We start from the raw sequence: 21532 nt of genomic DNA on the forward strand, positions 1-21532 counted from the left end.
GTCTCTCCTTACTAAACTTGCTATTTACTATTAAACTTCAATCATACACATCCTCTTCCAAAATTTCAAAACTTCCAATTACAAAAAGTATGATTTATTTCTGCATAAAAAAACAGAAGGAGATTCTTCTGTTTTTTAATCATTTTTACATATATAATTCATTTTCAAAAACTCAAAACAACTACCATTTGTTTTCTGTATAAACGTTCCAACTACTTCAAACCCTGCCCTTTTATACACTTTAATCGCTCTCTCATTAAATATAGCTACTGATAGTGTTATATACTTGCATCCATATTTTTCTTTACTAAAAGCTAGTATAGCGTTTAAGAACTGTAAACCAAATCCGTTCCCAGTTATATTAGGTCTCATTCCAAGACCAATATCAACCGTTCCGTCATTTATTTTACAAACAGTAAAATAACCAATGAGAGTGCCATTTTCCTTCACAGAAAATGTATGATTCCCTCTACTTTCATCATGTAAAAATTCAGCTAAATCTTCTTCATCTGCCTCTATATCGTAAAAGGAATATTTCCCTTCATAATGCCAGTTGTATGCAATTTCTTCTGCTTCTTCTTGCGTCATTACTTTATATGTATAGTCCATTCTCCCATCCCCCTTTAAAAAAGAGCTGCAATTAAGCAGCTCTTTTTTTACAACTCATAAATCTCTTTATATTTCGCTTCTAAATAATCGGCTAAGTAGTTTGCATTTAAGCCTTCACCTGTTACATCTTCTAAAATTTCAAGTGGCTTTTTCGTTTTACCGTATTGGTGAATGTTTTCTGTTAACCATTCACGAATTGGTGTTACGTTTCCTTCTTCTAATAATGCATCAAAGTTCGGAATGTCTTTTAACATTCTTTGCTTAAATTGCGCTGCATACATATAACCAAGTGCATAAGATGGGAAGTATCCAAATGAGCCACCAGCCCAGTGAACATCTTGCAATACACCTTGCGCATCATTTTCCGGACGAATTCCTAAATATGCTTCCATCTTATCATTCCAAGCTGCTGGTAAGTCCTTCACTTGTAATGTACCATCAAATAATTCTTTCTCTAATTCATAACGCACCATAACATGAAGCGGGTATGTAAGCTCATCTGCTTCTATACGAATGAATGACGGCTTCGATTCGTTAATTGCATCATAAAATTCATCGACTGACATATCATCAAATTGACCATCGCTATACTCTTTTAATAAATCATAATTTTTCTTCCAGAATGATTTATTACGGCCGATAAAGTTCTCAAAGAATAATGATTGTGATTCGTGAATACCCATAGATGTACCACTGCAAAGTGGTGTACCTTCAAATTGTTCTGCAATGTTTTGTTCATATACTGCATGACCACATTCATGAATTGTTCCAAATACAGCCATACGGAAATCTTTTTCATCATAGCGTGTCGTAATACGAACATCCCCTCTATTTAATGTAATTTCGAAAGGATGTACTGTTTCATCAAGACGACCTGCTTCAAAGTCATAATTCAATTGCTTTAATAGTTCTAATGTAAAGTTCTTTTGTTTTTCTTTTGAAAACTGTTCCGATAAAGCACTTGTTTTTAATCCTTTTTTAGACTCAGAGATTTCTTTTACAAGCGGCACGATACGCTCACGAAGTTGACCAAATACGTGATCTAAAACTTCTACTGTAATACCTGGCTCATACATGTCTAATAATGTATTGTATTTATATGTTTCATAACCCCAATATGTAATAAATTTCTTTTTAAATTCAACAATTTTTTCTAAGTACGGGCGGAACATTTCGAAATCAGATTTTTCGCGAGCTTCTTCCCACACACTCTCTGCTTTCGCTTCTAATTTCACATAAGCCTCATATTCAGCTTGTGGAATTTTTTTATTTCTATCATATTCTTTCCGACACTCTTCAACCATTTTCTTTGTCGTTTCAGAAAGTTTATCTTCACGTATTAAAGCTTCAAGTTCTGTTAAATAGTTTCCCATCTCATCTGAAGTCGACATAGCAAACACTTCTGACGAAAGCATACCAATTACTTCTGAACGCTGATCTACACCTTTTTTTGGTGCACCTGTTCTTAAATCCCAAAACATTAAACTTAATGCTTCTCCGTAATTCTGTATCTTCTTCACGTATGTTAAAAATTGTTTTTCTACCTCATATGTAGCAACTGTCATCTTATAAAAGCCTCCTTTTTCTACCTCAAACTTAATTCGACACGGAAACATAAATTCCTTTTATAATAGAAAAAAAGCTTGGCAAGCGCCAAGCTTTCTCCTTATAATTCTTTACCTTCTACCGGCAGTACATTTTTCACAGCTGCAACTACTTTCTCATCTTCTGAATCAGATAAGAAGATTGATATAGCACCTTTATCTTCACTTGTACGAATTAAACGCCCAATTCCTTGACGAAGTCGTAAAATCATATATGGTACATCTACATCCCAGAATGGATCATTTACGTGCTTACGTTTCGCTTCAAACACAGGATCGTTTGGAGGGAATGGTAATGACCAAATAATAACGTGTGATAATGATGAACCAGGAATATCTAAACCTTCCCATAAATGAACCGCACAAAGTACAGTCTCTTCTTCATTTTGGAAACGAGAAACGAGCTGGCTAATTTCCTGATCTCCTTCATATAAGAACGGAACCGACATTTGCTCCTTACTTACATACTCTTTGAACGCTGCAAGCTCTTGCGTTGTACGGAATAATACAAGCGTACGTCCATTTGTTTTTTGTATATTTTCAAGTGTATATTGACACTTTCTTTCCCATTCATTTTCTTTCGTATGCGATAGTAAGTTTACTGCCATTTGCTCTTCGTAATCAAACGGTGAAGCAACTGAGAATGATAAGTAATCTTTTACCCCTAGGCTATTAGCTGTAAACGCGAATGAATCATTGTTCGATAATGTCGCAGAAGAGAAAATATACGGTATTTTCTTCGAGAACACTTTCTCTTGTAATACTTCTTCAACTGCACGCGGCATAATCACTAATGTGAAGGCACCATCACCTTCTTCACCCCAAGTGATTACATTTTTCTCGTGCATGAACAGACGAAGTGAATGTTCTAATACATCTAAATGCTCATCAACAATATTTAAATCATACGTGTTTACTGTATGCATTTCACTTTCGAATACTAATGCATCTCCAACTTCACCGATTTTTGCATAAAGTCGTTTCGCTTCAGCTGTTACTTTTTCTGTCACAGTAATTTCTAAACGATCAGAACCGGCAATTTCTTTTTTGTTTTCTTGTAACACATCAAAGAATCGCTCTGTTTGCCAAATTGTTTCTTCTACTAAATGTGCAAACTCCTCACGAATATCGTTTTGTAGCAATCTCGTTAAAAGTTGCTCCATCATTGTTTGCTTTAAACGGTATGTTAAAGCTTTTTGAGCTGCATATTCTACAAGATGTCCTTCATCGAATACAACGCAGCTACTTTCTGGTAATAACGGAATTTGCCCTTCACGCTTACGAGCATCGTACGTCCAAATATGATCCATATAGAAATCTTGAGAACAAATAATTAAATCTGCTGCTTTACGATAATGTTCACGAGAAAGAGTTTGTCCACAACGATGACGAGAATCACAAGTAAAACAATCTTGGAAGTAATCCCAATTTACTTTTGACCATTCTTCGTCATTTAAAAGTGGAAATTCTTTTCTGTCACCATAGTGAGTAAAGTTTTGCATCGTACCATGATCGAATACAAACTGTGGTAACTCATAATATACGTCTTCAATTACTTCTGGAGCTCGTCCACTCATAACATCTTCAAGTTTACGTAAGCATAAATAATTATCCATTGATTTTGCAAGCCTTACATCAACAGATAGCCCTAATGCTTCAGATAACTTAGCGATGTCCCCTTCTTCTTTCACAAGCTGCTCAATTAACGTTTCATCTGCACAAGCAATAATAGCTGGTTTCCCAGTATAACGCGCGTAACAAATTGCATATAGAAGATATACAATTGTTTTCCCTGTTCCTACACCAGCTTCTGCGAACATAACTTTCTTTTCTTGGAAAGCGCGTTCTAACTGAAACGCCATAAAAATTTGTTCATCACGCTCTTCAAAGCCTTTTTCCGGAAGGATGTCGTAAAACACATCTCCAATCCACTCATTCAACTTATCATAAAAATTATCTTGTTTTCCTACTTCAAATGGTAATCTCTTCTCAGTAAACATCCTTAGCCTCCAACCAAAAAGTTTTTCTATAAAAAAATAATAGCAACTGCTACGCATATGTATGCATTTGCTTTCCCCTGTTGCAATACATAGAAATTCACGAAAAAAAATTTTCCTTTCGAAAAAGGAAAATTTTCTTCTATATTAATGACTTTAAATACCGTTTATCAATCGCTGTTTCATGTGAAAGAGCTGACAAATATTCTTCTTGTGCTTTTTGTATTTCATCTACAATCGCACCTTGACTATCCACTTCTTTTCCGAGCTCATCATACGTACGGTGAATAGCTTTTTGAATCATTGATAATTGAAAATTATCCATATCACTTCCTCCTTTACGCATTACATAATAGCCAGTATATGCGCGCTGGAGGAGTTTTATACTATGAATTACGCGGTGGACGTTTTCCGAAGTATTGGTAGTAATCTGTACGGATAAATCCGTTAAACAGTTTACGCTTCTTCGACGCATCTTTTCCATAACACTTCTCAAATGCTTCGTAGCTTGTTAATACATACGCTGACCATGTATCTAACGGGCGGAATACTTGTCCCATTTCTTTATACAGTTGTTCAACGAGTGCTTTTTCACTTAAACGTTCTCCGTATGGAGGATTCGTTACAACGTAGCCATAATCCTCTTTTGTTGTGAAATCTTTTACTTGCATTTGTTTAAATGTAATTAAATCGCCTAAGCCCACTTCTTCTGCGTTATCTTGAGCAACTCGAATCATACGATGATCAATATCTGATCCAATGATTTGTAATCGTTGATCATAGTTCGCTAAATCTTCAGCTTCTTGACGAGCTTCACGCCAGTTTTGTTTACCTACCCAGCCCCACTCGTCAGATGCGAAACCACGGTTAAATCCTGGTGCAATGTTTTGTCCAATTAATGCTGCTTCAATCGGAATTGTACCTGATCCACAGAATGGATCAACAAATGGACGATCTGGCTTCCAGTTTGTTAATTTAATTAAAGATGCAGCTAATGTTTCTTTTAACGGAGCTTCCCCTTGATCCATACGGTATCCACGTTTATGAAGTCCAACACCGCTCGCATCAATTGTTAATGTTGCAATATCCTTGAGCATTGCAATCTCAATACGGAATAACGGACCATCTTCTTCAAACCAAGTTGTACGTTTATATGTTGTTTTTAATTTTTCAACGACAGCTTTTTTAACGATACGTTGGCAATCCGAAACACTGAATAATTCAGATTTTAAAGATTTACCGATAACAGGGAATTCTCCATTCTCTGGAATATAATCTCCCCAGTTTAATGCTTTCGTTTTTTCAAATAGCTCATCAAATGTCGTTGCTTTAAATTCGCCAACTTTAATTTTTACACGGTCCGCAGTACGTAACCATAAATTCGTACGACAAATCGCCTTTTCATCTGCTTCAAATGTTACTTTGCTGTTTTCTACTTGACATTCATAACCAAGATCGCGAACTTCTCGGGCAACTAACGCTTCAATACCCATTGCCGCTGTTGCAATTAAAGTAACTTTTCCCATTTGCATTCACCTCTTATGTATATTCAAACAATAATTAATAGCAATTGGTCCTATTAATTATTACATTTTACGAAAAATATTCTCATTAACCATTTTAACTCATACTTTATAACTTCATACAAATAAAAAGCCCTCCTCTAACAAAGGAGAGCTGAGTTATTTCATAGTTGGTTCATAACGTTCTGTAAGCCATGTTCTGTTCCTTTGTACTACAAACGGCCCACGCCTCGTACTCCGGTGGCAATCATCTATCTACAGGTTATAAAACCTGTCCTTTCCCGTCGTTCATTTCCTTGGAAAAGATTCCCCTACCATTATTTGGGTTTCTCGCTCGTGGGGTTTACCTCGTTCCACTCCTATCATTTCTTCAAGGACTTCGTCACTGTGGCACTTTAAAGGTAGTCAAACCATATCCGAAAGGACTTAGGTTTTTTCCCTGCCGTTAAACCAGCCTTACAGCCAGAATACCCTAGCTTATGAATTGGCTAGGCACGAACACTACAGCCATCTCAGGCCGTGCGAGCATGGACTTTCCTCTACAACGTTGGCGTTGCAGCGATTACCCAAACGTTATGACATCCATTAGTATAGTGGAAACAAAAAGATTTTGCAACGTTTTTTTCTATGTAAAATGCTTAAACCTTTTCCCACCTTACATCATTCGTATAACTTACTTCCAAATACAGCTTTTTCTAAGTTAGATAAGCGTTTTAAAATATCCGTATTCGTGTTGTTATAAACCGGTTGTGCAACTGGTGTTTGTACAGGTTGTTGTGGAACTTGCGTTACTGCTAGTTTTTGTTCCTCTAATTCACGCTTTAAACGAGCATTTTGTTGCTTTAATTGCTCAAACTCTTTGTGGAAAGCTTCATAGTCTTTAATGATCATATCAAGAAACTTGTCTACTTCTTCTTGCTGATAACCTCTCATACCTGTTTTAAATTCTTTTTCTAAAATATCTTTCGCTGTTAATTTAATTTTATCCGAAATCATTTTCTTCACCTCAAATTTTTACCAAAACTTTCATTAACTAAATTTTTTCAGAAACAATGCTTTTTGTCAATCATATATACGAGTACTATATTACATATTACTCTGCATTATTCCACTGTTCCTCTTCTATTATATCTTGTAAATCAGAAAAAAGAATGAAATAACTGTGATAATTTTCTATTTCCCCTTTTTTCTTTGCTGATTCTACAATATATTTGGGACTTCCTGGTTTTTCTTCATCGTATACCGCTAAAAGCGCATCACTTTTTTCAATAAAAAATTGATTTTTTAATTTAAATTGCTCTGGGCTTTCATACTTCCGTTTCGTGATACTATCAACATGGTCTGCTTGAGAAAGAATAAATTCGTAATATTCACGATTATCTTCTTTCCAATTTTCTTCTTGTTCTAAAAACGGAGTGAATACCGCTAATTTTAAATCAGGATATTCTACTTGCATTTCAAAAACAACTTCAGCAGCCCATAATTCTACACCTAATTGGCCGCTTATTATAACCCATTCTAAACCATCTTCTACAAAAGTGATTAATTTACGGTGTAATGCTTTCTTTATACACTCCACTCCTGGATGATCATTTTTAAATATTCCAAGTTCAAATGGCTTATATCCTGTTACTGCAATAACTTTCATATCAACACTCCAATTACAAAAAAAGAACTAGCATTTCGCTAGTTCTAACATATCATTTACTTTTTAAATATTCCACCAACGTTTGGTCCGATATTTGGACCTACTGGTGATACATTGTTTGGTAAAAACGGTGATACATTTGGTCCTGGTCCAAACGGTGATACATTCGGTCCTGGCCCAAATGGAGATATTTGATGACCGTGGTGATGATGATGATGATGATGACCATGGCCACACGGTCCACATCCGCCACCGAATCCTGGGTCGATTGGGTCCACAACATTTACATTTGAATTTGTTTGCGGGAAGAAGTTTTGGTTTTTAATTTGTTGATGATGTACATGTGTTGTATGTGTTGGGAAAATGTGTGGCACCACCGTTGTTGAAAAAGAGTGTGTTACGCATTGTTTCGTCGGATGAATGACAGGAGCAGTCGTACAAATAGGTCCTGTAGGCTTATGCCCTCCAAAGCAAGGATGACAATGATGCATAGTTTTTTCTCTCCTCTCTCGTTAAAAAAATCTGATTACACTTTACAGTATGAGAAAAGAGAGAAAGCCGTTTGTTATATATACCCATTTATTACAAGGAAATTTGTCTAGTCCTTTATTTCATTTACATTGTTTTTATAGACAATCCTTCAACATCACTTACCAAAAAAGCCTCCAACTTGCTTTACAATACCTGTCACTTGATTCATCGCATTCATCATTTGTCCAGCTGTATTCATCATTTTATTTACATCATAGTTACCATCTGATGTTTTAAATTGAGAAACAAAACTAGAAAACTGACTTGGCTGTTGTTGCTTTTGCTTACCCTGCGTCGGGTACGGTTGTTTTGGTGGATAAAACATCGCTTGTTGATTAGCATACGGCGATGGTGGTGGCATATAATATTGCGAATTCATATAAGGCTGCTGTTGTGGTTGTTGAGCTTGATTCACATAAGGTTGCTGCTGTTGTGGTTGTTGAGCTTGATTCATAAAGGACACTTCAAACGGTTGATAATAATTTTGATTTCCATAATAAGGCTCGAAAGGATACATATTATACCGTAAATATGTATCCGTATTATATTGGTACATATTTTGCTGTGCATATGGATTCGTTTGCTGATATAAGTTAGGTTGTTGAAACATGCATTCTCTCCTCCTTCACATAAGTTTCTACATATATAATATGTACCTATAAAATAATATGTGTGATGGAGTATCTGTCTATTTTTGTCGGAAGTTTAAATTTTTAAAAAATTAAAAAAGAAAACCCTTCCATGCTATGATAATAAAGAAGAAGATTCTCATGGGGGAGGAATCAACATGGTATTAGGGGATTTAAAACAAGCGTTTTCTCAAAAAAAGGGGTATTGCACAGAGAATGCAAATGAATTATTAGACTTTGCGAGACATTGGTATCTCGAAGGAAAAATATGCATATCAGATTATCGAACATTAATAAAAGAATTAGAAATAAACGGCGCAACAAAACCTACAACAATGACAGAAGCATAAAAATAACAAGAGGGATCTCCCTCTTGTTATTTACATTGCTCAACTATATTTTGCAAAGTATACGAAATGGCTTGGTGTGTTTCAAAGAATCGTTTACCTTTACCTTTATTTACAAAGCATTGCAACACATTCGTTTGTAAATTATCATATACTTGATCAATTTGCTGTACATGTATATATTTTGGCTTTTCTTCTTTAATCCACTTATAAGCTAATTCTTTCCACTTCTTTAATTCCTCATCTACCATATCTACAAACGGTTTCATATCCTTATAAAAGTCGTATTCGGTTAGTTCTCTCTTTTTTACATTCGCTTCATTATTATACTGCATGAGTTTTTCTGAAGACTGTATTAATGCTTCATTCTTCATTTCTTTCCCACCTTATTATGCACTCACTACGACGTTTTGAAATGTCTTTACCCAATTCCCTTTCTCTTCGTGATGCACTAATTTATTTTCCATATGTTCAATATGCATTTCTGTTATTTCTATCTTATTGCATATTTTTTCACTCGCATCCTTTAATGCATGATTCATTCTAATCCCTATATTCATTTCCAGCAAATCGAGAGAACTTAACATTTGATCCATTTTTTTCATTACATCTTCCTTCTGAACCATCGCCATATACAAAACGCCTCCTTCTTTGCTTTTCCTTTGTCATGTAATTTCGCCGAATGATTCACCACTCCTGCCCACATGACAAAACTAGTTGTTATTCGTCAAAGAAATCATTTCGTATGTCATTTATAGAAATGGTAACAATACAAAAAGGAGGTGTATTACAATGGCAAAGAACAAAAATGAAAAAAAGAAAAACCAAAACAAACAACAAAATAAACCCGAGACTGGCAATCCAAAGCTAGATGGTCCAAACTTCCCTGCTACATAAAGCGAGACTTTATTACGAACAGTTAAATTTCAAGTCACCCTTAATCTCCTACTAGCATTACGTTTTGAGATTAAAGTTGTAGCACACATAGCAGGATTGTTTCAAATTAAGAAGTCCCGTCTTCAAAATGGAAGACGGGACTTCTTTTTTATTATATCATGAACTCATCCATCCTTTTAGCAAAACGATTTGCGATAGATAGCCTATAGATTTGTTCTCTCTTTCTTCTATACCATTCTGTTATATTAACTTCCCCTTTAGGTTCTTCAGGTACAAATAGCACATTCATTTTCATATTTGCACAAAACCAATCTCTCATTTTTATTTCTTCATGTAAAATAACAGGATAAATATCTCTAAGTGTTGGCGTATAAGACTTTCGAGTTTCCTTTGCGTAAACTTCATAATCTTCTCTAGACCCAGTATGTGTAGTTTGCAATGCAAACTTATAAAACGAACCATTATAAATTGGATGAAACAATAACCATGCTAATTTTTTTCCTAGTTCTATACGCTGTTGTAACGTTTCAAATTGATAAACCGAAAATCCATACATTCTCCCTTCAATTGTTGGGAAGATAACTGCACTAATATGAAGTCTTTCTTGCACTTTAAAAAGTGCAGTATGGAATACATGTTTTTTAAAATATGTGTTCTCAATGACTGGTTTTTGAATTTTATTTTGTTCATTTATAATAAGCGCTGTCATAAGCCTATTCATATCTCTTCTTTCCCAGAAAAGTAACCATTCTTTTTCCATAAATATTGATACGTTGAAATATTGCAACAAATGAAAGAGAGGTGCACGTCTCTTCTTACTTTCCTCATACAATAATAGCTGAGGAAATGCATCTAAAAAAATAATCCAATTAGCCTGTTCGTACAGAATAAATAAATGTTTTTTTACCGTTCTAGGTAAAACAGTAGCATAATATCTCCCTTCTAAATCAGTCATATTCCAGCCCGCATTTCTCGAAACCATACTCGCTAAAAAGGCCCACCTGATTTCACTATTTCTTAAATAATATTCTTGATAAGATTGTGTCCGAGAAATATTGTCCACATTAGCTATTTCTGTTTTCTTTTTAATATTGTGAACGATTGCTTTTTCTTCCTCTGTACAAAAATTTTTTTCTCGATTTTGTTTCATTTTCATATAATCATTCCATGTAAACATAAATAAGTCATCATACCTTTCATCAAAAAGGTCACATCTTTTTTCATTTTTTGATATAATCACCTTTGTAAGTAATTCTTAGCAAGTTGGGGGTGGACACACTATGACCATTCGTTACCCAAATGGAAAAAGGTATAATCAAGCTTCACAACCTCAAAAAACACCTATAAAAACACATACTTATAGTAATAGAGGTATGTCCCTTGAAGAGGAATTGAATGAAACAAATCAATATTACTTAACCCATAATATTGCATGTGTACATAAAAAGCCTACACCTCTTCAAATTGTAAAAGTAGATTACCCCGCTCGAAGTGCTGCAGTGGTAAAAGAAGCGTATTTTAAACAACCTTCTACAACAGATTACAACGGTGTATACAAAGGGAAATACATCGATTTTGAAGCAAAGGAAACAAAAAATAAAACTAGTTTCCCACTTCAAAACTTCCACCTTCATCAAATTGAACATATGAAGCAAGTGGTTGCTCATAATGGAATTGCATTTGTTATTATTAAATTTACACTTTTTGATGAATTTTATTTACTAGATGCAAAACATATTATTGCATTTTGGAATCGTCAAAATACTGGTGGACGCAAGTCGATTACGAAAGAAGAAATAGAAGAGCATGGATCCTTATTATCATGCGGTTATCACCCTCGGATTGACTATATCCGTGTACTAGACATGGTTTATTTTTCGTGATAGAGTCATCACTAAGGCTCTTTTTTCGACTTTTGGGGGAGAGAATGAAAGGTAGGAGAAAGTATAATGTCAGATAATTATCGTTCTCGTACAGAACGAAATCATGTGAAAAATCAAGAGAAAAAAACACATAAAGAAGAAAAACCAAAGAAAAAAGGCTCCTTTTTCAAGAAATTTCTTATAGGTTGTCTACTTCTTGGTATCGTTGGTCTTGTAGCCGGCGTTTCCGCTTTCTTTGTTATGGTAAAGGATGCTCCAAAATTAGACAAAGCCAAACTTGTTAATCCTTTATCAACAAAGTTTCTTGATAAAAACGGGAATTTCTTCTATGAATACGGTGCTGAAAAACGAACACACGTTACTTATGATCAAATTCCAAAAGTAGTTGAAAATGCATTCCTTGCAACTGAGGATTCGCGTTTCTATGATCATAATGGAATTGATTTTAAACGAACTACAAAAGCAGTTATGGAAAATGTCACTGGTGGTTTCGGTTCCCAAGGTGGTAGTACGATTACACAGCAAGTCGTTAAAAACTACTTTCTAACGATGGACAAAACTGCTAAAAGAAAAGTACAAGAATGGTACTTATCTTACAAATTAGAGCAACAATACTCTAAACATGAGATTTTAGAAATGTACTTAAATAAGATTAATTTAGGTAACCGTTCATACGGTATTGCGACAGCAGCGCAAAAATATTATGGTAAAGATTTAAAAGACTTGCAATTACATGAAGCTGCTATGCTCGCTGGTTTACCCCAAGGTCCAAACATTTATGATCCAACAAAAAAGGAAAATGTTGAACGAGCAACAAATCGTCGTAATGTCGTATTATCATTAATGAATCGACATGGTTATATAACAAAAGAAGAAATGAATAACGCCGTTAAGATCCCAGTAACTGAGGGCCTTCAACCGTCTTCAGAAGTAACTGAGATGAAGTATCAAGCATTTTTAGATGCGGTTGTAAAAGAAGTTGAAAAAGAATATCCTGATGTAAATATCGGTTCAGATGGTTTAACGATTCATACAACACTTGATCAAGATGCTCAAGATTACGCTGAAAAAATTATGGATGGTAATCTTATTAAGTATCCAAACGATCAATTCCAAGGATCATTCGTATTTATGGATACACAATCTGGAGAAGTTCGAGCAATTGGTGCTGGACGTAAAGAAAATAAGTCCACTTTCAAAGGTCATAATATGGCAACTGATTTAAAACGCCAAGTTGGTTCAACAATGAAACCAATTTTCGACTACGGTCCAGCGATTGAGAATCTTCAATGGTCTACTTACCATCAATTAAATGACTCTGAATATACTTATTCGGATGGCACAAAGATTAAAAATGCTACAGGGAGTTTTAAAGGTGACGTTTCACTTCGTGAAGCATTGAAGAAGTCATTAAACATCCCGGCTTTAAAGACAGCTCAAACAGTTGGACTTAATAAATCAAAAGAGTTTGCTGAAGGTTTAGGCATGACATTTGAAAATGGAGTACATGAATCTACTGCAATTGGTAGTAACGATAGTTCTCCATTAGCAGTAGCAGGTGCATATGCAACCTTCGGTAATAGTGGTAACTATAATAAACCACACTTCGTAAAAGAAGTAACCTTCCCGGACGGGAAAAAGAAAAGCTTTAAACCGAAAGAACAACGCGCTATGCAAGACTATACAGCTTACATGGTAACTGACGTTCTTCGTGACGTAGTAAAACCTGGTTCTGGTGGTACAGGACCAACAGCATATGTTTCAGGTGTTGACGTAGCGGGTAAAACTGGAACGCAAAACTTTGATGCAAAAGATTTAAAGAAATACGGCATTCCAGCTGATGCAAACAGGGATAGCTGGTTCGCTGGATATACACCACAATATACGATGGCTGTATGGACGGGTTACGTAAAGAATGGTCCAGAAAACTACATTAGTGATCGTTATACTAAAATTGCACAGCAAATGTTCCAAGTAATGATGAGCAAATTCGCTACAGATAAATCTCGCTTTGAACGTCCTTCTTCTGTACAAGAAATAAACGGAGAATTATACGTAAAAGGTGCGAAAAAAGATGCAATTAAACAAATTAAAGTAGATGCCCCTAGTGGTCTGAATGTCACTTTTGATGGCGCTAGCACAGTTACACTAAACTGGTCTGGACCAGCAGAAGTCGATGCATATGCAGCCAGCTATAAAGCAACTGATGGTTCAAGTGGTAGCCTATCAATAAGTGGTACGACAGCTACTCTTGGTGGTATTAAACCAGGTGTTACTTACAGCTTCTCTGTAGTAGCGAAAAAAGGTACTGGAACAAGCCCAGCAGTTGGTGCATCCTTCACTGCGCCTGGCGGAACTCCAGATGCGAAAAAAGCTGAAGAAGAGGCTAAGAAAAAGGCCGATGAAGAAGCTAAGAAAAAAGCTGATGAAGAAGCCCAGAAAAAGGCTAATGAAGATAAAGTAAAACAAGACGAAGCTAAGAAAAAGGCTGAAGAAGAGGCTAAGAAACAACAAGAACAACAGCAAGAACAACAACGTAAACAGCAAGAAGAAGCTCAAAAGAAAGCTGATGAGGAAGCTAGAAGAAAAGCTGAAGAAGAAGCTAAGAAACAAGCTGAAGAAGAAGCTAAGAAGAAAGCTGAAGAAGAGGCCAAGAAAAAAGCTGAAGAAGAGGCTAAGAAACAACAAGAACAGCAACACCAAAATACCGGAGGAGATACACCTCACGCAGACGGTGCTGTTGTTACAACAGAGTCCTAATATACAAAAAAGAAGTCCGTTTCTCTTAACGAGAAGCGGACTTCTTTTTTGTTATCATTTTCTTTACATACAGCTTTTCTATTTCGATATACAACTGCGCTAATTGAATATAAGAATGATAATTACTCGGTTTCTTTATAATGAATGAATATCTTTCCATAAAATTAACAGGTTGCACTTTTAATTTATTCGTATTTATTTGCATTTCATTCAAACTATGAACAGGTTGTTCATTTAGCCAATAGACAACCGATAACAAGTGAGCTGCAAAAAGAATCATTGGTCCCTCAGCCTCTTGCTTATTTCTATTTCGAAACAGTATAGCAATGTCTTCATGCTTATTTTTCCATACATTCAACATCGCTGGAATGCTGTTTTCAATTTCCTTCCACGGCTCATACTGTCTTTCAATATCAAATATAAAGTAAGTATTTTGTATTATCTCTTCAAAAGAATTGTCTGTATGATACTTAACTAAATTTACACTTTCTTTAAAAAATGGTAAACAGTGAAATTCTTTCGGTATTTCTATAACTCGCTCCATCCTTTATTTCACCTTCATTCGCTTCTTTCCTTCACGACATACTTCTAACAGTCTGCACTCCTCACATTGCGGTCGTTGTGCTTTACAGTGATAACGTCCAAAGAAAATCATACGATGATGTGTAACTCCCCACTCATCCATCGGTACTTTCTTCATTAATGTTTTTTCTACTTCTAACACCGAATCTTTCCATCTACAAATCGCTAACCGTTTACTCACTCTTTCTACATGCGTATCAACAGCAATTGCCGGGATGCCATACGCTACCGAAACAACTACATTTGCTGTTTTTCTCCCTACTCCTGGTAATTTCGTCAACTCGTCACGGTCTTCTGGAACTTTTCCATTGTAATCATCCAGCAACATCTGGCACAATTTTTGAATGTTTTTTGCTTTATTTCTATACAACCCAATAGAACGTATATCTTGTTGTAACTCTTCCAAAGATACACTTAAATAATCTTCTGGTGTTTTATATTTTTGAAATAAATTTTTCGTCACTTTATTTACAAGTGCATCTGTACATTGTGCAGATAGTGCTACCGCGATTACTAATTCAAAAGGATTCTCATGAATTAATTCACAATGTGCTTCTGGATACATATCCGCCATTGTGTCTAAACAATAGCGAATTTGCGTTTTATTTAACATATACTTCCTCCTATATTACTGCTCCAACCAATTATAAAAAGGCACTTTTCCAGTAAATTTCGTCTCTTGTTTTGTCATTTGTTGTGCTCTTTGTTGATTCGCTCTAAATTTTTGACCTTGATTTTGAGCCTGATCTACCGTTTTAATTCCATTCTTTTTCCATTCAAATAAAATACGATCAATATATCGGAAATTTAGTTTTCCACTCATTACAGCTTCTCTAAGAGCCGCTTGAATTAAATTTGGATGATGTTGATCTTGGTCCTCCCACATTCCTAACGTTTCACATTCGAACGGCGAAAGTGGTCTTCCAAATTCTTTTTCAAATACTGTATATAAATTTACTTGCAGCTGTTTTTTTTCTTTTTGCTCTTCCTCTATCGATTCATCCATTAAGAAATGTAATATTTTTTCCCATAACGGTTGTAAAGAATAACTTTCGCACATCATCGCTTCTGATCTTTGTCCACCTTCTAGTGATAAAAACCCTTTTTGAATCAATGCTTGAATTACTTCCATACATTTCATTTCCGTTATCGTCATCCGTTCAGAAATCTCTGAAGGAGTCGGAAACGAATTACCTGACTCTAAAAATGTGTGTACATGAAGTACGACCATAAATTCCGTCTCATTTAAACCTAATTTTTTATAATGCATCATAAGTAATTTTGGAATTGCAATGCTTCCCTGCTCAAACCACTGTAACATCATTTTCTTTTTCATCACCAAACACCTCGCTCTCTAGTATAACACACCTTTAGCTATTTCTTTTTGCCACAATTCGTCAAAAAAACCTCCCTATTAATGGGGAGGTTTTTTATATTACATGAATGAAATATAAAATTAAGCTTGCACTTTACTTTTCATAAATGTATGGATACGCTCTAATGCTTTCTCTACTTGTTCAAGAGATGTCGCATATGATAAGCGAACATTATTTGGAGCACCAAATCCTGTACCTGGTACAAGAGCCACTTTTTCCTCTTCTAATAGAGCTTTTGCCCAATCATCAACTGTTGCATATCCTGATAAAGCTACAGCTTCTTTTACGTTAGGGAATAAGTAAAATGCACCTTGCGGTTTAATGCAAGTAAAGCCAGGGATTTGAATTAATTTATCATAAATAATGTTTAATCTCTCTTCAAAGGCTTGACGCATTGTTTCCACAGGTTCTTGTGAGCCTGCATATGCCGCAATTGCGCCGTATTGAGCGATTGAAGTAGGGTTTGACGTACTATGACTCGCTAAGTTCGTCATCGCTTTAATAAGCTGCTTATTTCCTGCAGCATATCCAATACGCCATCCTGTCATAGAATGAGATTTAGATACACCATTAATAATAAGTGTTTGTTCTTTTAATGCATTAGAAAGCTGGGCAATTGAAGTATATTCTACGCCACCATAAATTAATTTTTCATAAATTTCATCAGAAACGATTAAAATATCATGTTCTAAACATACTTCTCCAAGCTGTTGTAATTCTTCTTTGCTATAAATCATTCCTGTTGGATTGCTCGGTGAATTAATAATAACTGCTTTCGTTTTCTCTGTAATTGCCTCACGCAGCTGCTTTGCTGTAATTTTGTACTCATTGTCTTCTAAACCTTCTACATAAACCGGCTTACCGCCAGCAAGCTTTACCTGCTCTGGATAGCTTACCCAGTAAGGAGTTGGGATGATAACTTCATCTCCTTCATCAAGTAATACTTGGAATAATGTATACAATGCATGCTTTGCACCATTACATACAATAATTTCAGATGGATCATACGCAATACCTTGATCGCGAGTAAATTTCTTCACAATTTCTTGTTTTAACGATTGTAATCCACCTGTTGGTGTATACTTCGTATGCCCTTCTAACATCGCTTTATGTGCAGCATCCATAATATGCTCTGGTGTATTAAAGTCAGGTTCCCCTGCCCCTAATGCAATTACATCATGACCCTCTGCTTTTAATGCTTGTGCCTTTGCTGTAATTTCTAAAGTTGAAGACGGTGTTAAAGCAGCTACTCGCTTTGCTAATTTCATTTGTAGTTCCCCCTACATCTATTTTTCAATGCTATATCGTCTTAAAAATTTTCCATCTTTAAATTCAAGATAGTAATAACTATAACGATTGTCATCATCAATATATGTAACTTCCCATAGTGGTACATCATTTTCAAAGCCTAATTTCACTTTCATAATCTCTTTCGGCTTACTTTTTGATTCCTTACTTTCATTGCCGACTTGCTCTATTGTTCTTTGTATAGCCTCTTTTTCAGAAATACCTTCGCTCTTTTTCCTTACTACAGTATCCCCTTTTTTCTCAGGCACCCAAACGATAAGTTGTTCTCCCTTTTCATCTGTACCTTGCACGACTATATATGCAGATTTTCCGTTGTAATAATCAACAGATTTCACCTTTGTAAGCTTTGCTTTTTCTTTAGCAATTTCTACAAATTTCGACTCTTTTGGAATTTTCTTTCCCATCGCTTTATTATAAACATACGCCCCATATATTCCGCTAGCAACGATAACAATAATGATTGCAAAGATCCACTTTTTCATTGTATCACTACGTTCTGTAAATCGTAAATACAGCTGTTTCTTTATCTTTTTCGTCTAATGCTAGTCCGAACATGAGGTCCTGCTCTTTTAACGTACGATTTAAACTATCAACAATTTTATACAAATCCGACGAATATTTAATACGCGTCGTTGATAGTACTTCGATTTTCTTCTCCATGAAAAAACTCCTCCGTTACACAAAAATTTCTAATTATAGAAGAACGCAATGCGGTTACAATAAGAGTACATTCTTTACAACCCCTGCTTCATCACCCATCTATTATAGCAGGACATGTACAGCAAAAAAAGGTTTCAAGTCGAAAACCAACACATTTTGTATACAAGAAGTAAGAAAAATAAAATTCCTCCTACCCACATTTTTTACGCCTGAAGTTTATAAGTACTTCAGGCGTATTTTTCTTCCATTTTTATTCATTTGGTGATTCTTCTAATTGTACTAACAATTCTTCTAATGGCCCTTCATAAAGAGGTACGTTAGGAATCGATTGTAGAAATCGTTTTCCATAGGAAGAACTCGTCAAACGACGATCTAACACTACTACCGTTCCTGTATCTGTATTCGTTCGAATTAAGCGGCCGAATCCTTGTTTGAAACGTAATATTGCTTGTGGAAGCGCTAATTTAGCAAATACATCTTCACCTTGATTTTTTAGCCACTCACCTTTCGCTTCCATCATCGGCTGATGAGGAGGTGTAAATGGTAGACGGACTATAACAAGACAACTTAAGGCATCTCCTGGAATATCTATTCCTTCCCAGAAACTGCTCGTCCCTAATAAAATTGATTTGTCGAATTCTTGAAACTTTCGAATTAAGCGGCTTCGACTTCTATTATTCACACTTTGGGTCAGTAATAAATACCCCTCTAATTCATCATTATTTTTTAAATTCGCATACGCTTCTTTTAACATTTCATACGAAGTGAATAAAACGAGCATTCTGCCTTTTGTGGCTTTCGCTATCTTTGCAATATGTTCCGATACAGATTCAATATATCGCTCATTACTTACTTGCTTAATAAAAGGTACATCCGTTGACACCATTAATTTCATCTGTTCATCATAACGAAATGGCGACGGAACCTTTAAAGTATTTGGAGCGAAATCATGTAAACCAAGTTCCTCTTTTATATAATCAAACGTATCGTTAACTGTTAGTGTTGCGGATGTAAAAATAACACTCTTTTTTTCTGTTAAAAATTCATCAGCAAATCTTTCACCAATATGAACAGGCTGTGCATATAGAACTGTTGAATGAATCGTCCCTTTCGTTTCAGTCTCCATCCAAGTTACATACGAATTCTTTTCTAATACGAGTAACTGTAATGATTCTGCCATCTTTCTCAGCAACTCAATTAAATGCATAAATTCACCTGTTACAACATGCATCTCCCATTCTAACTTACTTTGCAATATATCCACTTGCTTCTCAAGAGCAGTTACTACCCTTCTTAATTCATATATAAAACGATTTGTTAATTCGACGATACTATCCCACAACTTACCTTTTTCTAGTTCTGCGTTATACCTATAGATGAGCGGCATATTATTCGTTCCTTGCTCTTGCTTTGTTTGTTTAAATATAAAAGTACGTAACATTTGGAAGAGTTCATCCGCATCAAACTTAAGTTCCTTCAAACTATAACTTATCATACGGAAAGTTGAACGAGATGCTTGCTCTGATTTTTTCATCATTTTATATACTTTGGAGAGTACATCTTCTGTTTCTAGTGTCCCAAGACGAGATATAACCAATTGAAAATACATACAAGAGAACTGTTCACCCAATGTTCTACTCGCGGCTTCTTCAATATGGTGAGCTTCATCAAAAATAATATGTTCGCATGAAGCGAACAACGGTTCTTCACTTGAAAAATCTTGAAATAATAACGCATGATTTGTAATAACGATATCTGCAAATAAAGCTTTATTCTTCGCTCGCTGGTAAAAACAACGACTAAACCAATTACTTTGCATACCGCCTGGACTATACGCATCGCTACAAATACGATTCCAAAGTAACTTTCCGCCCTCAGGAATATTTAATTCGTCTCGATCACCTGTTTCAGTTTGCAATAGCCAAACTAAAATCTTCGCCTTTGTAAGTGCCATATCATAATTTTTTTCTTCCTCTTGCAAAGCATACTCAAATTTATGTAAGCATAAATAATGCTTTCTTCCTTTTAGAAGAGCTGCCTCAAATGAAAATGGCATTATTTTTTGTAATAACGGAATTTCTTTTTCTAATATTTGTTGTTGGAGTTGTACCGTTTGTGTACTTATAATGACAGGTTCTTCTTTTCTCTTTGCAAAATAAAGACTAGGAAGCAAATAAGCGAGAGTCTTTCCTGTTCCTGTACCGGCTTCAATTAGTGAAAAACGAGAATCTCTTAACGCCGTATATATCTCTTTCATCATCAGTTGTTGACTTTCTCTTCTTTCAAACTTTGGCATATGTGATTCCAATTTATCCATCGTTTTATTCAAGAAAGCATCAAACTTTGATGAACACGTTTCTCCAAGGTTTAAGGAATAGTTCCGCTTTTTCAGCGCAATATTTCGATGTATTTCATACTCCGCTATATCTTCTTTACCGTGCATTACTTTCTTTAAAATATTTTCAGAAAGCACATCAGCTATATCGCTTTGGAACACATCACTTAATTCATAAAGCGATTGCAACGTGACAAGTGGTAACTTTTCAATTTCATTTAAAAATTGTAAAAATAATTCCGCTGTTGCAAGAGCATCACTATCCGCACGATGTGGTTGATCGTGCTCTAGTTCATGCTTCTTAGCTAAATCACGTAATTTATAACTATCGGCTGTCGGCAAAAGAATTTGAGCCAATTCAACCGTGTCGATTTTCGGACAATGTATTTCTGTATATCCAGCTTGCCTTAATTCTTCATTTAAAAAATTCCAATCAAAGTGAACATTATGCGCAACGAAAGCCGCACCTTGTAATAGCTCAACAATCATCGGGGCTACATCTTGAAATAACGGGGCTTGTTTTACAAGACTTTCATCAATCCCTGTTAATTCTGTAATAAATGGTGGGATCTCTCTCTTTGGGTTAACAAAAGACGAAAAAATCTCCAATATCTCTCCATCTTCTACTACAACAGCTGCAATTTGGGTAATTTTATCCTTCCCATCTTTCCAGGAGTTCCCTGTCGTCTCTAAATCAACAACGACATAACGCTTACTCATATATGTAACACCTCAATTTCTTACCTTTCAAACAACAATAATTTATATAATGTTACTATACCACGTTTTATCTCATCTTAATGAAAAGATGCACAAAAAAGCTATCTCCGCAATGGAGATAGC

General features: G+C 35.4%; 23 protein-coding genes and 1 other RNA gene. 4 read left to right on the plus strand and 20 right to left on the minus strand.

Translation table 11 applies throughout. The annotated features are described in order from the left end of the window. Positions 1-135: 135 nt before the first annotated feature. The 10 genes from GBN91_RS07800 to GBN91_RS07845 form a co-directional block, all read right to left on the minus strand. Positions 136-609 (minus strand): GNAT family N-acetyltransferase, encoded by a 474-nt coding sequence (locus GBN91_RS07800; protein WP_000386765.1) that lies wholly within the window; start codon positions 607-609, stop codon positions 136-138. Positions 610-656: 47 nt separating this feature from the next. Further along, complete coding sequence (gene ypwA, locus GBN91_RS07805; RefSeq protein WP_000215074.1) at positions 657-2174, minus strand: carboxypeptidase; 1518 nt, start codon at positions 2172-2174, stop codon at positions 657-659. A 101-nt stretch (positions 2175-2275) separates the two neighbouring features. Continuing rightward, entirely contained in the window at positions 2276-4213 is a 1938-nt protein-coding gene (locus tag GBN91_RS07810; RefSeq protein ID WP_000493700.1) for an ATP-dependent DNA helicase, read from the minus strand. 139 nt (positions 4214-4352) lie between these two features. Continuing rightward, positions 4353-4535: a DUF3921 domain-containing protein gene (locus tag GBN91_RS07815; protein WP_000368570.1), complete on the minus strand. Its 183-nt coding sequence runs from the start codon at positions 4533-4535 to the stop codon at positions 4353-4355. A 61-nt stretch (positions 4536-4596) separates the two neighbouring features. Continuing rightward, positions 4597-5736: a THUMP domain-containing class I SAM-dependent RNA methyltransferase gene (locus tag GBN91_RS07820; protein WP_000521224.1), complete on the minus strand. Its 1140-nt coding sequence runs from the start codon at positions 5734-5736 to the stop codon at positions 4597-4599. A 180-nt stretch (positions 5737-5916) separates the two neighbouring features. Next, an RNA gene (gene rnpB / locus GBN91_RS07825) (RNase P RNA component class B) lies at positions 5917-6307 on the minus strand. An 86-nt stretch (positions 6308-6393) separates the two neighbouring features. Then, positions 6394-6729, minus strand: a complete 336-nt coding sequence (gene gpsB / locus GBN91_RS07830) for a cell division regulator GpsB (protein WP_000622431.1) — start codon at positions 6727-6729, stop codon at positions 6394-6396. 97 nt (positions 6730-6826) lie between these two features. Then, positions 6827-7381 carry an SLOG family protein gene (locus tag GBN91_RS07835; RefSeq protein WP_000862908.1) on the minus strand — a complete coding sequence of 185 codons (555 nt, stop codon included), beginning with the start codon at positions 7379-7381 and terminating at the stop codon, positions 6827-6829. Positions 7382-7437: 56 nt separating this feature from the next. Further along, positions 7438-7872 carry a CotD family spore coat protein gene (locus tag GBN91_RS07840; protein ID WP_000546273.1) on the minus strand — a complete coding sequence of 145 codons (435 nt, stop codon included), beginning with the start codon at positions 7870-7872 and terminating at the stop codon, positions 7438-7440. 155 nt (positions 7873-8027) lie between these two features. Further along, entirely contained in the window at positions 8028-8522 is a 495-nt protein-coding gene (locus tag GBN91_RS07845) for a YppG family protein (RefSeq protein ID WP_152121376.1), read from the minus strand. A gap of 177 nt (positions 8523-8699) precedes the next feature. Here GBN91_RS07845 and GBN91_RS07850 point away from each other — a divergent pair, with 177 nt between their 5' ends. Next, a complete protein-coding gene (locus GBN91_RS07850) occupies positions 8700-8891 on the plus strand; it encodes a YppF family protein (RefSeq protein ID WP_000242652.1) in 192 nt (63 codons plus the stop codon). A 26-nt stretch (positions 8892-8917) separates the two neighbouring features. Here GBN91_RS07850 and GBN91_RS07855 read toward each other — a convergent pair whose 3' ends face one another. Then, entirely contained in the window at positions 8918-9262 is a 345-nt protein-coding gene (locus GBN91_RS07855) for a YppE family protein (protein WP_000786939.1), read from the minus strand. Positions 9263-9277: 15 nt separating this feature from the next. Then, on the minus strand, positions 9278-9520 hold the full coding sequence (locus GBN91_RS07860) for a hypothetical protein (RefSeq protein WP_001252036.1): 243 nt from the start codon (positions 9518-9520) through the stop codon (positions 9278-9280). A gap of 85 nt (positions 9521-9605) precedes the next feature. Here GBN91_RS07860 and GBN91_RS29545 point away from each other — a divergent pair, with 85 nt between their 5' ends. Continuing rightward, complete coding sequence (locus GBN91_RS29545; RefSeq protein ID WP_001987054.1) at positions 9606-9785, plus strand: hypothetical protein; 180 nt, start codon at positions 9606-9608, stop codon at positions 9783-9785. Between the two features lie 151 nt (positions 9786-9936). Here GBN91_RS29545 and GBN91_RS07865 read toward each other — a convergent pair whose 3' ends face one another. Beyond that, on the minus strand, positions 9937-10962 hold the full coding sequence (locus tag GBN91_RS07865) for a DUF2515 domain-containing protein (protein ID WP_002023716.1): 1026 nt from the start codon (positions 10960-10962) through the stop codon (positions 9937-9939). Positions 10963-11065: 103 nt separating this feature from the next. Between GBN91_RS07865 and recU the strand changes: the two genes are divergently transcribed. Both recU and GBN91_RS07875 read left to right on the plus strand, forming a co-directional pair. Next, positions 11066-11668: a Holliday junction resolvase RecU gene (recU, locus tag GBN91_RS07870; RefSeq protein WP_000155598.1), complete on the plus strand. Its 603-nt coding sequence runs from the start codon at positions 11066-11068 to the stop codon at positions 11666-11668. A 66-nt stretch (positions 11669-11734) separates the two neighbouring features. Further along, positions 11735-14428, plus strand: coding sequence for a PBP1A family penicillin-binding protein (locus GBN91_RS07875; protein WP_152121377.1), 2694 nt, complete (start codon positions 11735-11737; stop codon positions 14426-14428). A 25-nt stretch (positions 14429-14453) separates the two neighbouring features. Here the strand turns inward: GBN91_RS07875 and GBN91_RS07880 are convergent, their stop codons facing one another. The 7 genes from GBN91_RS07880 to dinG all read right to left on the minus strand — a co-directional run bounded on the left by GBN91_RS07880 (position 14454) and on the right by dinG (position 21409). Further along, positions 14454-14972 (minus strand): YpoC family protein, encoded by a 519-nt coding sequence (locus GBN91_RS07880; protein WP_016122187.1) that lies wholly within the window; start codon positions 14970-14972, stop codon positions 14454-14456. A gap of 3 nt (positions 14973-14975) precedes the next feature. Further along, positions 14976-15623 (minus strand): endonuclease III, encoded by a 648-nt coding sequence (gene nth / locus GBN91_RS07885; protein WP_000933030.1) that lies wholly within the window; start codon positions 15621-15623, stop codon positions 14976-14978. Positions 15624-15638: 15 nt separating this feature from the next. Beyond that, positions 15639-16346: a DNA replication protein DnaD gene (gene dnaD / locus GBN91_RS07890; RefSeq protein ID WP_000728542.1), complete on the minus strand. Its 708-nt coding sequence runs from the start codon at positions 16344-16346 to the stop codon at positions 15639-15641. Positions 16347-16466: 120 nt separating this feature from the next. Beyond that, a complete protein-coding gene (aspB, locus tag GBN91_RS07895) occupies positions 16467-17654 on the minus strand; it encodes an aspartate transaminase AspB (RefSeq protein WP_000761560.1) in 1188 nt (395 codons plus the stop codon). A gap of 18 nt (positions 17655-17672) precedes the next feature. Then, positions 17673-18176, minus strand: coding sequence for a cell wall elongation regulator TseB-like domain-containing protein (locus tag GBN91_RS07900; RefSeq protein WP_000758739.1), 504 nt, complete (start codon positions 18174-18176; stop codon positions 17673-17675). A 7-nt stretch (positions 18177-18183) separates the two neighbouring features. Next, positions 18184-18354, minus strand: coding sequence for a YpmA family protein (locus GBN91_RS07905; protein ID WP_000412179.1), 171 nt, complete (start codon positions 18352-18354; stop codon positions 18184-18186). A gap of 250 nt (positions 18355-18604) precedes the next feature. Continuing rightward, a complete protein-coding gene (gene dinG, locus GBN91_RS07910) occupies positions 18605-21409 on the minus strand; it encodes an ATP-dependent DNA helicase DinG (protein ID WP_025709260.1) in 2805 nt (934 codons plus the stop codon). Positions 21410-21532 lie beyond the last annotated feature (123 nt).

It is taken from the genome of Bacillus sp. B1-WWTP-T-0.5-Post-4, from assembly GCF_009183795.1.
Classification (GTDB): domain Bacteria; phylum Bacillota; class Bacilli; order Bacillales; family Bacillaceae_G; genus Bacillus_A; species Bacillus_A cereus.

Excerpts from the sequence above, each read along its gene's own strand:
- GBN91_RS07900 (WP_000758739.1), bottom strand. The coding sequence starts at position 18,176 with ATGAAAAAGTGGATCTTTGCAATCATTATTGTTATCGTTGCTAGCGGA.
- GBN91_RS07815 (WP_000368570.1), bottom strand. The coding sequence starts at position 4,535 with ATGGATAATTTTCAATTATCAATGATTCAAAAAGCTATTCACCGTACG.
- nth (WP_000933030.1), bottom strand. The coding sequence starts at position 15,623 with ATGTTAAATAAAACGCAAATTCGCTATTGTTTAGACACAATGGCGGAT.
- GBN91_RS07840 (WP_000546273.1), bottom strand. The coding sequence starts at position 7,872 with ATGCATCATTGTCATCCTTGCTTTGGAGGGCATAAGCCTACAGGACCT.
- dinG (WP_025709260.1), bottom strand. The coding sequence starts at position 21,409 with ATGAGTAAGCGTTATGTCGTTGTTGATTTAGAGACGACAGGGAACTCC.
- GBN91_RS07855 (WP_000786939.1), bottom strand. The coding sequence starts at position 9,262 with ATGAAGAATGAAGCATTAATACAGTCTTCAGAAAAACTCATGCAGTAT.
- GBN91_RS07880 (WP_016122187.1), bottom strand. The coding sequence starts at position 14,972 with ATGGAGCGAGTTATAGAAATACCGAAAGAATTTCACTGTTTACCATTT.
- GBN91_RS07845 (WP_152121376.1), bottom strand. The coding sequence starts at position 8,522 with ATGTTTCAACAACCTAACTTATATCAGCAAACGAATCCATATGCACAG.
- GBN91_RS07850 (WP_000242652.1), top strand. The coding sequence starts at position 8,700 with ATGGTATTAGGGGATTTAAAACAAGCGTTTTCTCAAAAAAAGGGGTAT.
- GBN91_RS07865 (WP_002023716.1), bottom strand. The coding sequence starts at position 10,962 with ATGTTTACATGGAATGATTATATGAAAATGAAACAAAATCGAGAAAAA.
- aspB (WP_000761560.1), bottom strand. The coding sequence starts at position 17,654 with ATGAAATTAGCAAAGCGAGTAGCTGCTTTAACACCGTCTTCAACTTTA.
- GBN91_RS07820 (WP_000521224.1), bottom strand. The coding sequence starts at position 5,736 with ATGGGAAAAGTTACTTTAATTGCAACAGCGGCAATGGGTATTGAAGCG.
- GBN91_RS07860 (WP_001252036.1), bottom strand. The coding sequence starts at position 9,520 with ATGGCGATGGTTCAGAAGGAAGATGTAATGAAAAAAATGGATCAAATG.
- GBN91_RS07875 (WP_152121377.1), top strand. The coding sequence starts at position 11,735 with ATGTCAGATAATTATCGTTCTCGTACAGAACGAAATCATGTGAAAAAT.
- GBN91_RS07800 (WP_000386765.1), bottom strand. The coding sequence starts at position 609 with ATGGACTATACATATAAAGTAATGACGCAAGAAGAAGCAGAAGAAATT.
- ypwA (WP_000215074.1), bottom strand. The coding sequence starts at position 2,174 with ATGACAGTTGCTACATATGAGGTAGAAAAACAATTTTTAACATACGTG.
- recU (WP_000155598.1), top strand. The coding sequence starts at position 11,066 with ATGACCATTCGTTACCCAAATGGAAAAAGGTATAATCAAGCTTCACAA.
- GBN91_RS07905 (WP_000412179.1), bottom strand. The coding sequence starts at position 18,354 with ATGGAGAAGAAAATCGAAGTACTATCAACGACGCGTATTAAATATTCG.
- GBN91_RS07810 (WP_000493700.1), bottom strand. The coding sequence starts at position 4,213 with ATGTTTACTGAGAAGAGATTACCATTTGAAGTAGGAAAACAAGATAAT.
- gpsB (WP_000622431.1), bottom strand. The coding sequence starts at position 6,729 with ATGATTTCGGATAAAATTAAATTAACAGCGAAAGATATTTTAGAAAAA.
- GBN91_RS07835 (WP_000862908.1), bottom strand. The coding sequence starts at position 7,381 with ATGAAAGTTATTGCAGTAACAGGATATAAGCCATTTGAACTTGGAATA.
- dnaD (WP_000728542.1), bottom strand. The coding sequence starts at position 16,346 with ATGAAAAAGAAAATGATGTTACAGTGGTTTGAGCAGGGAAGCATTGCA.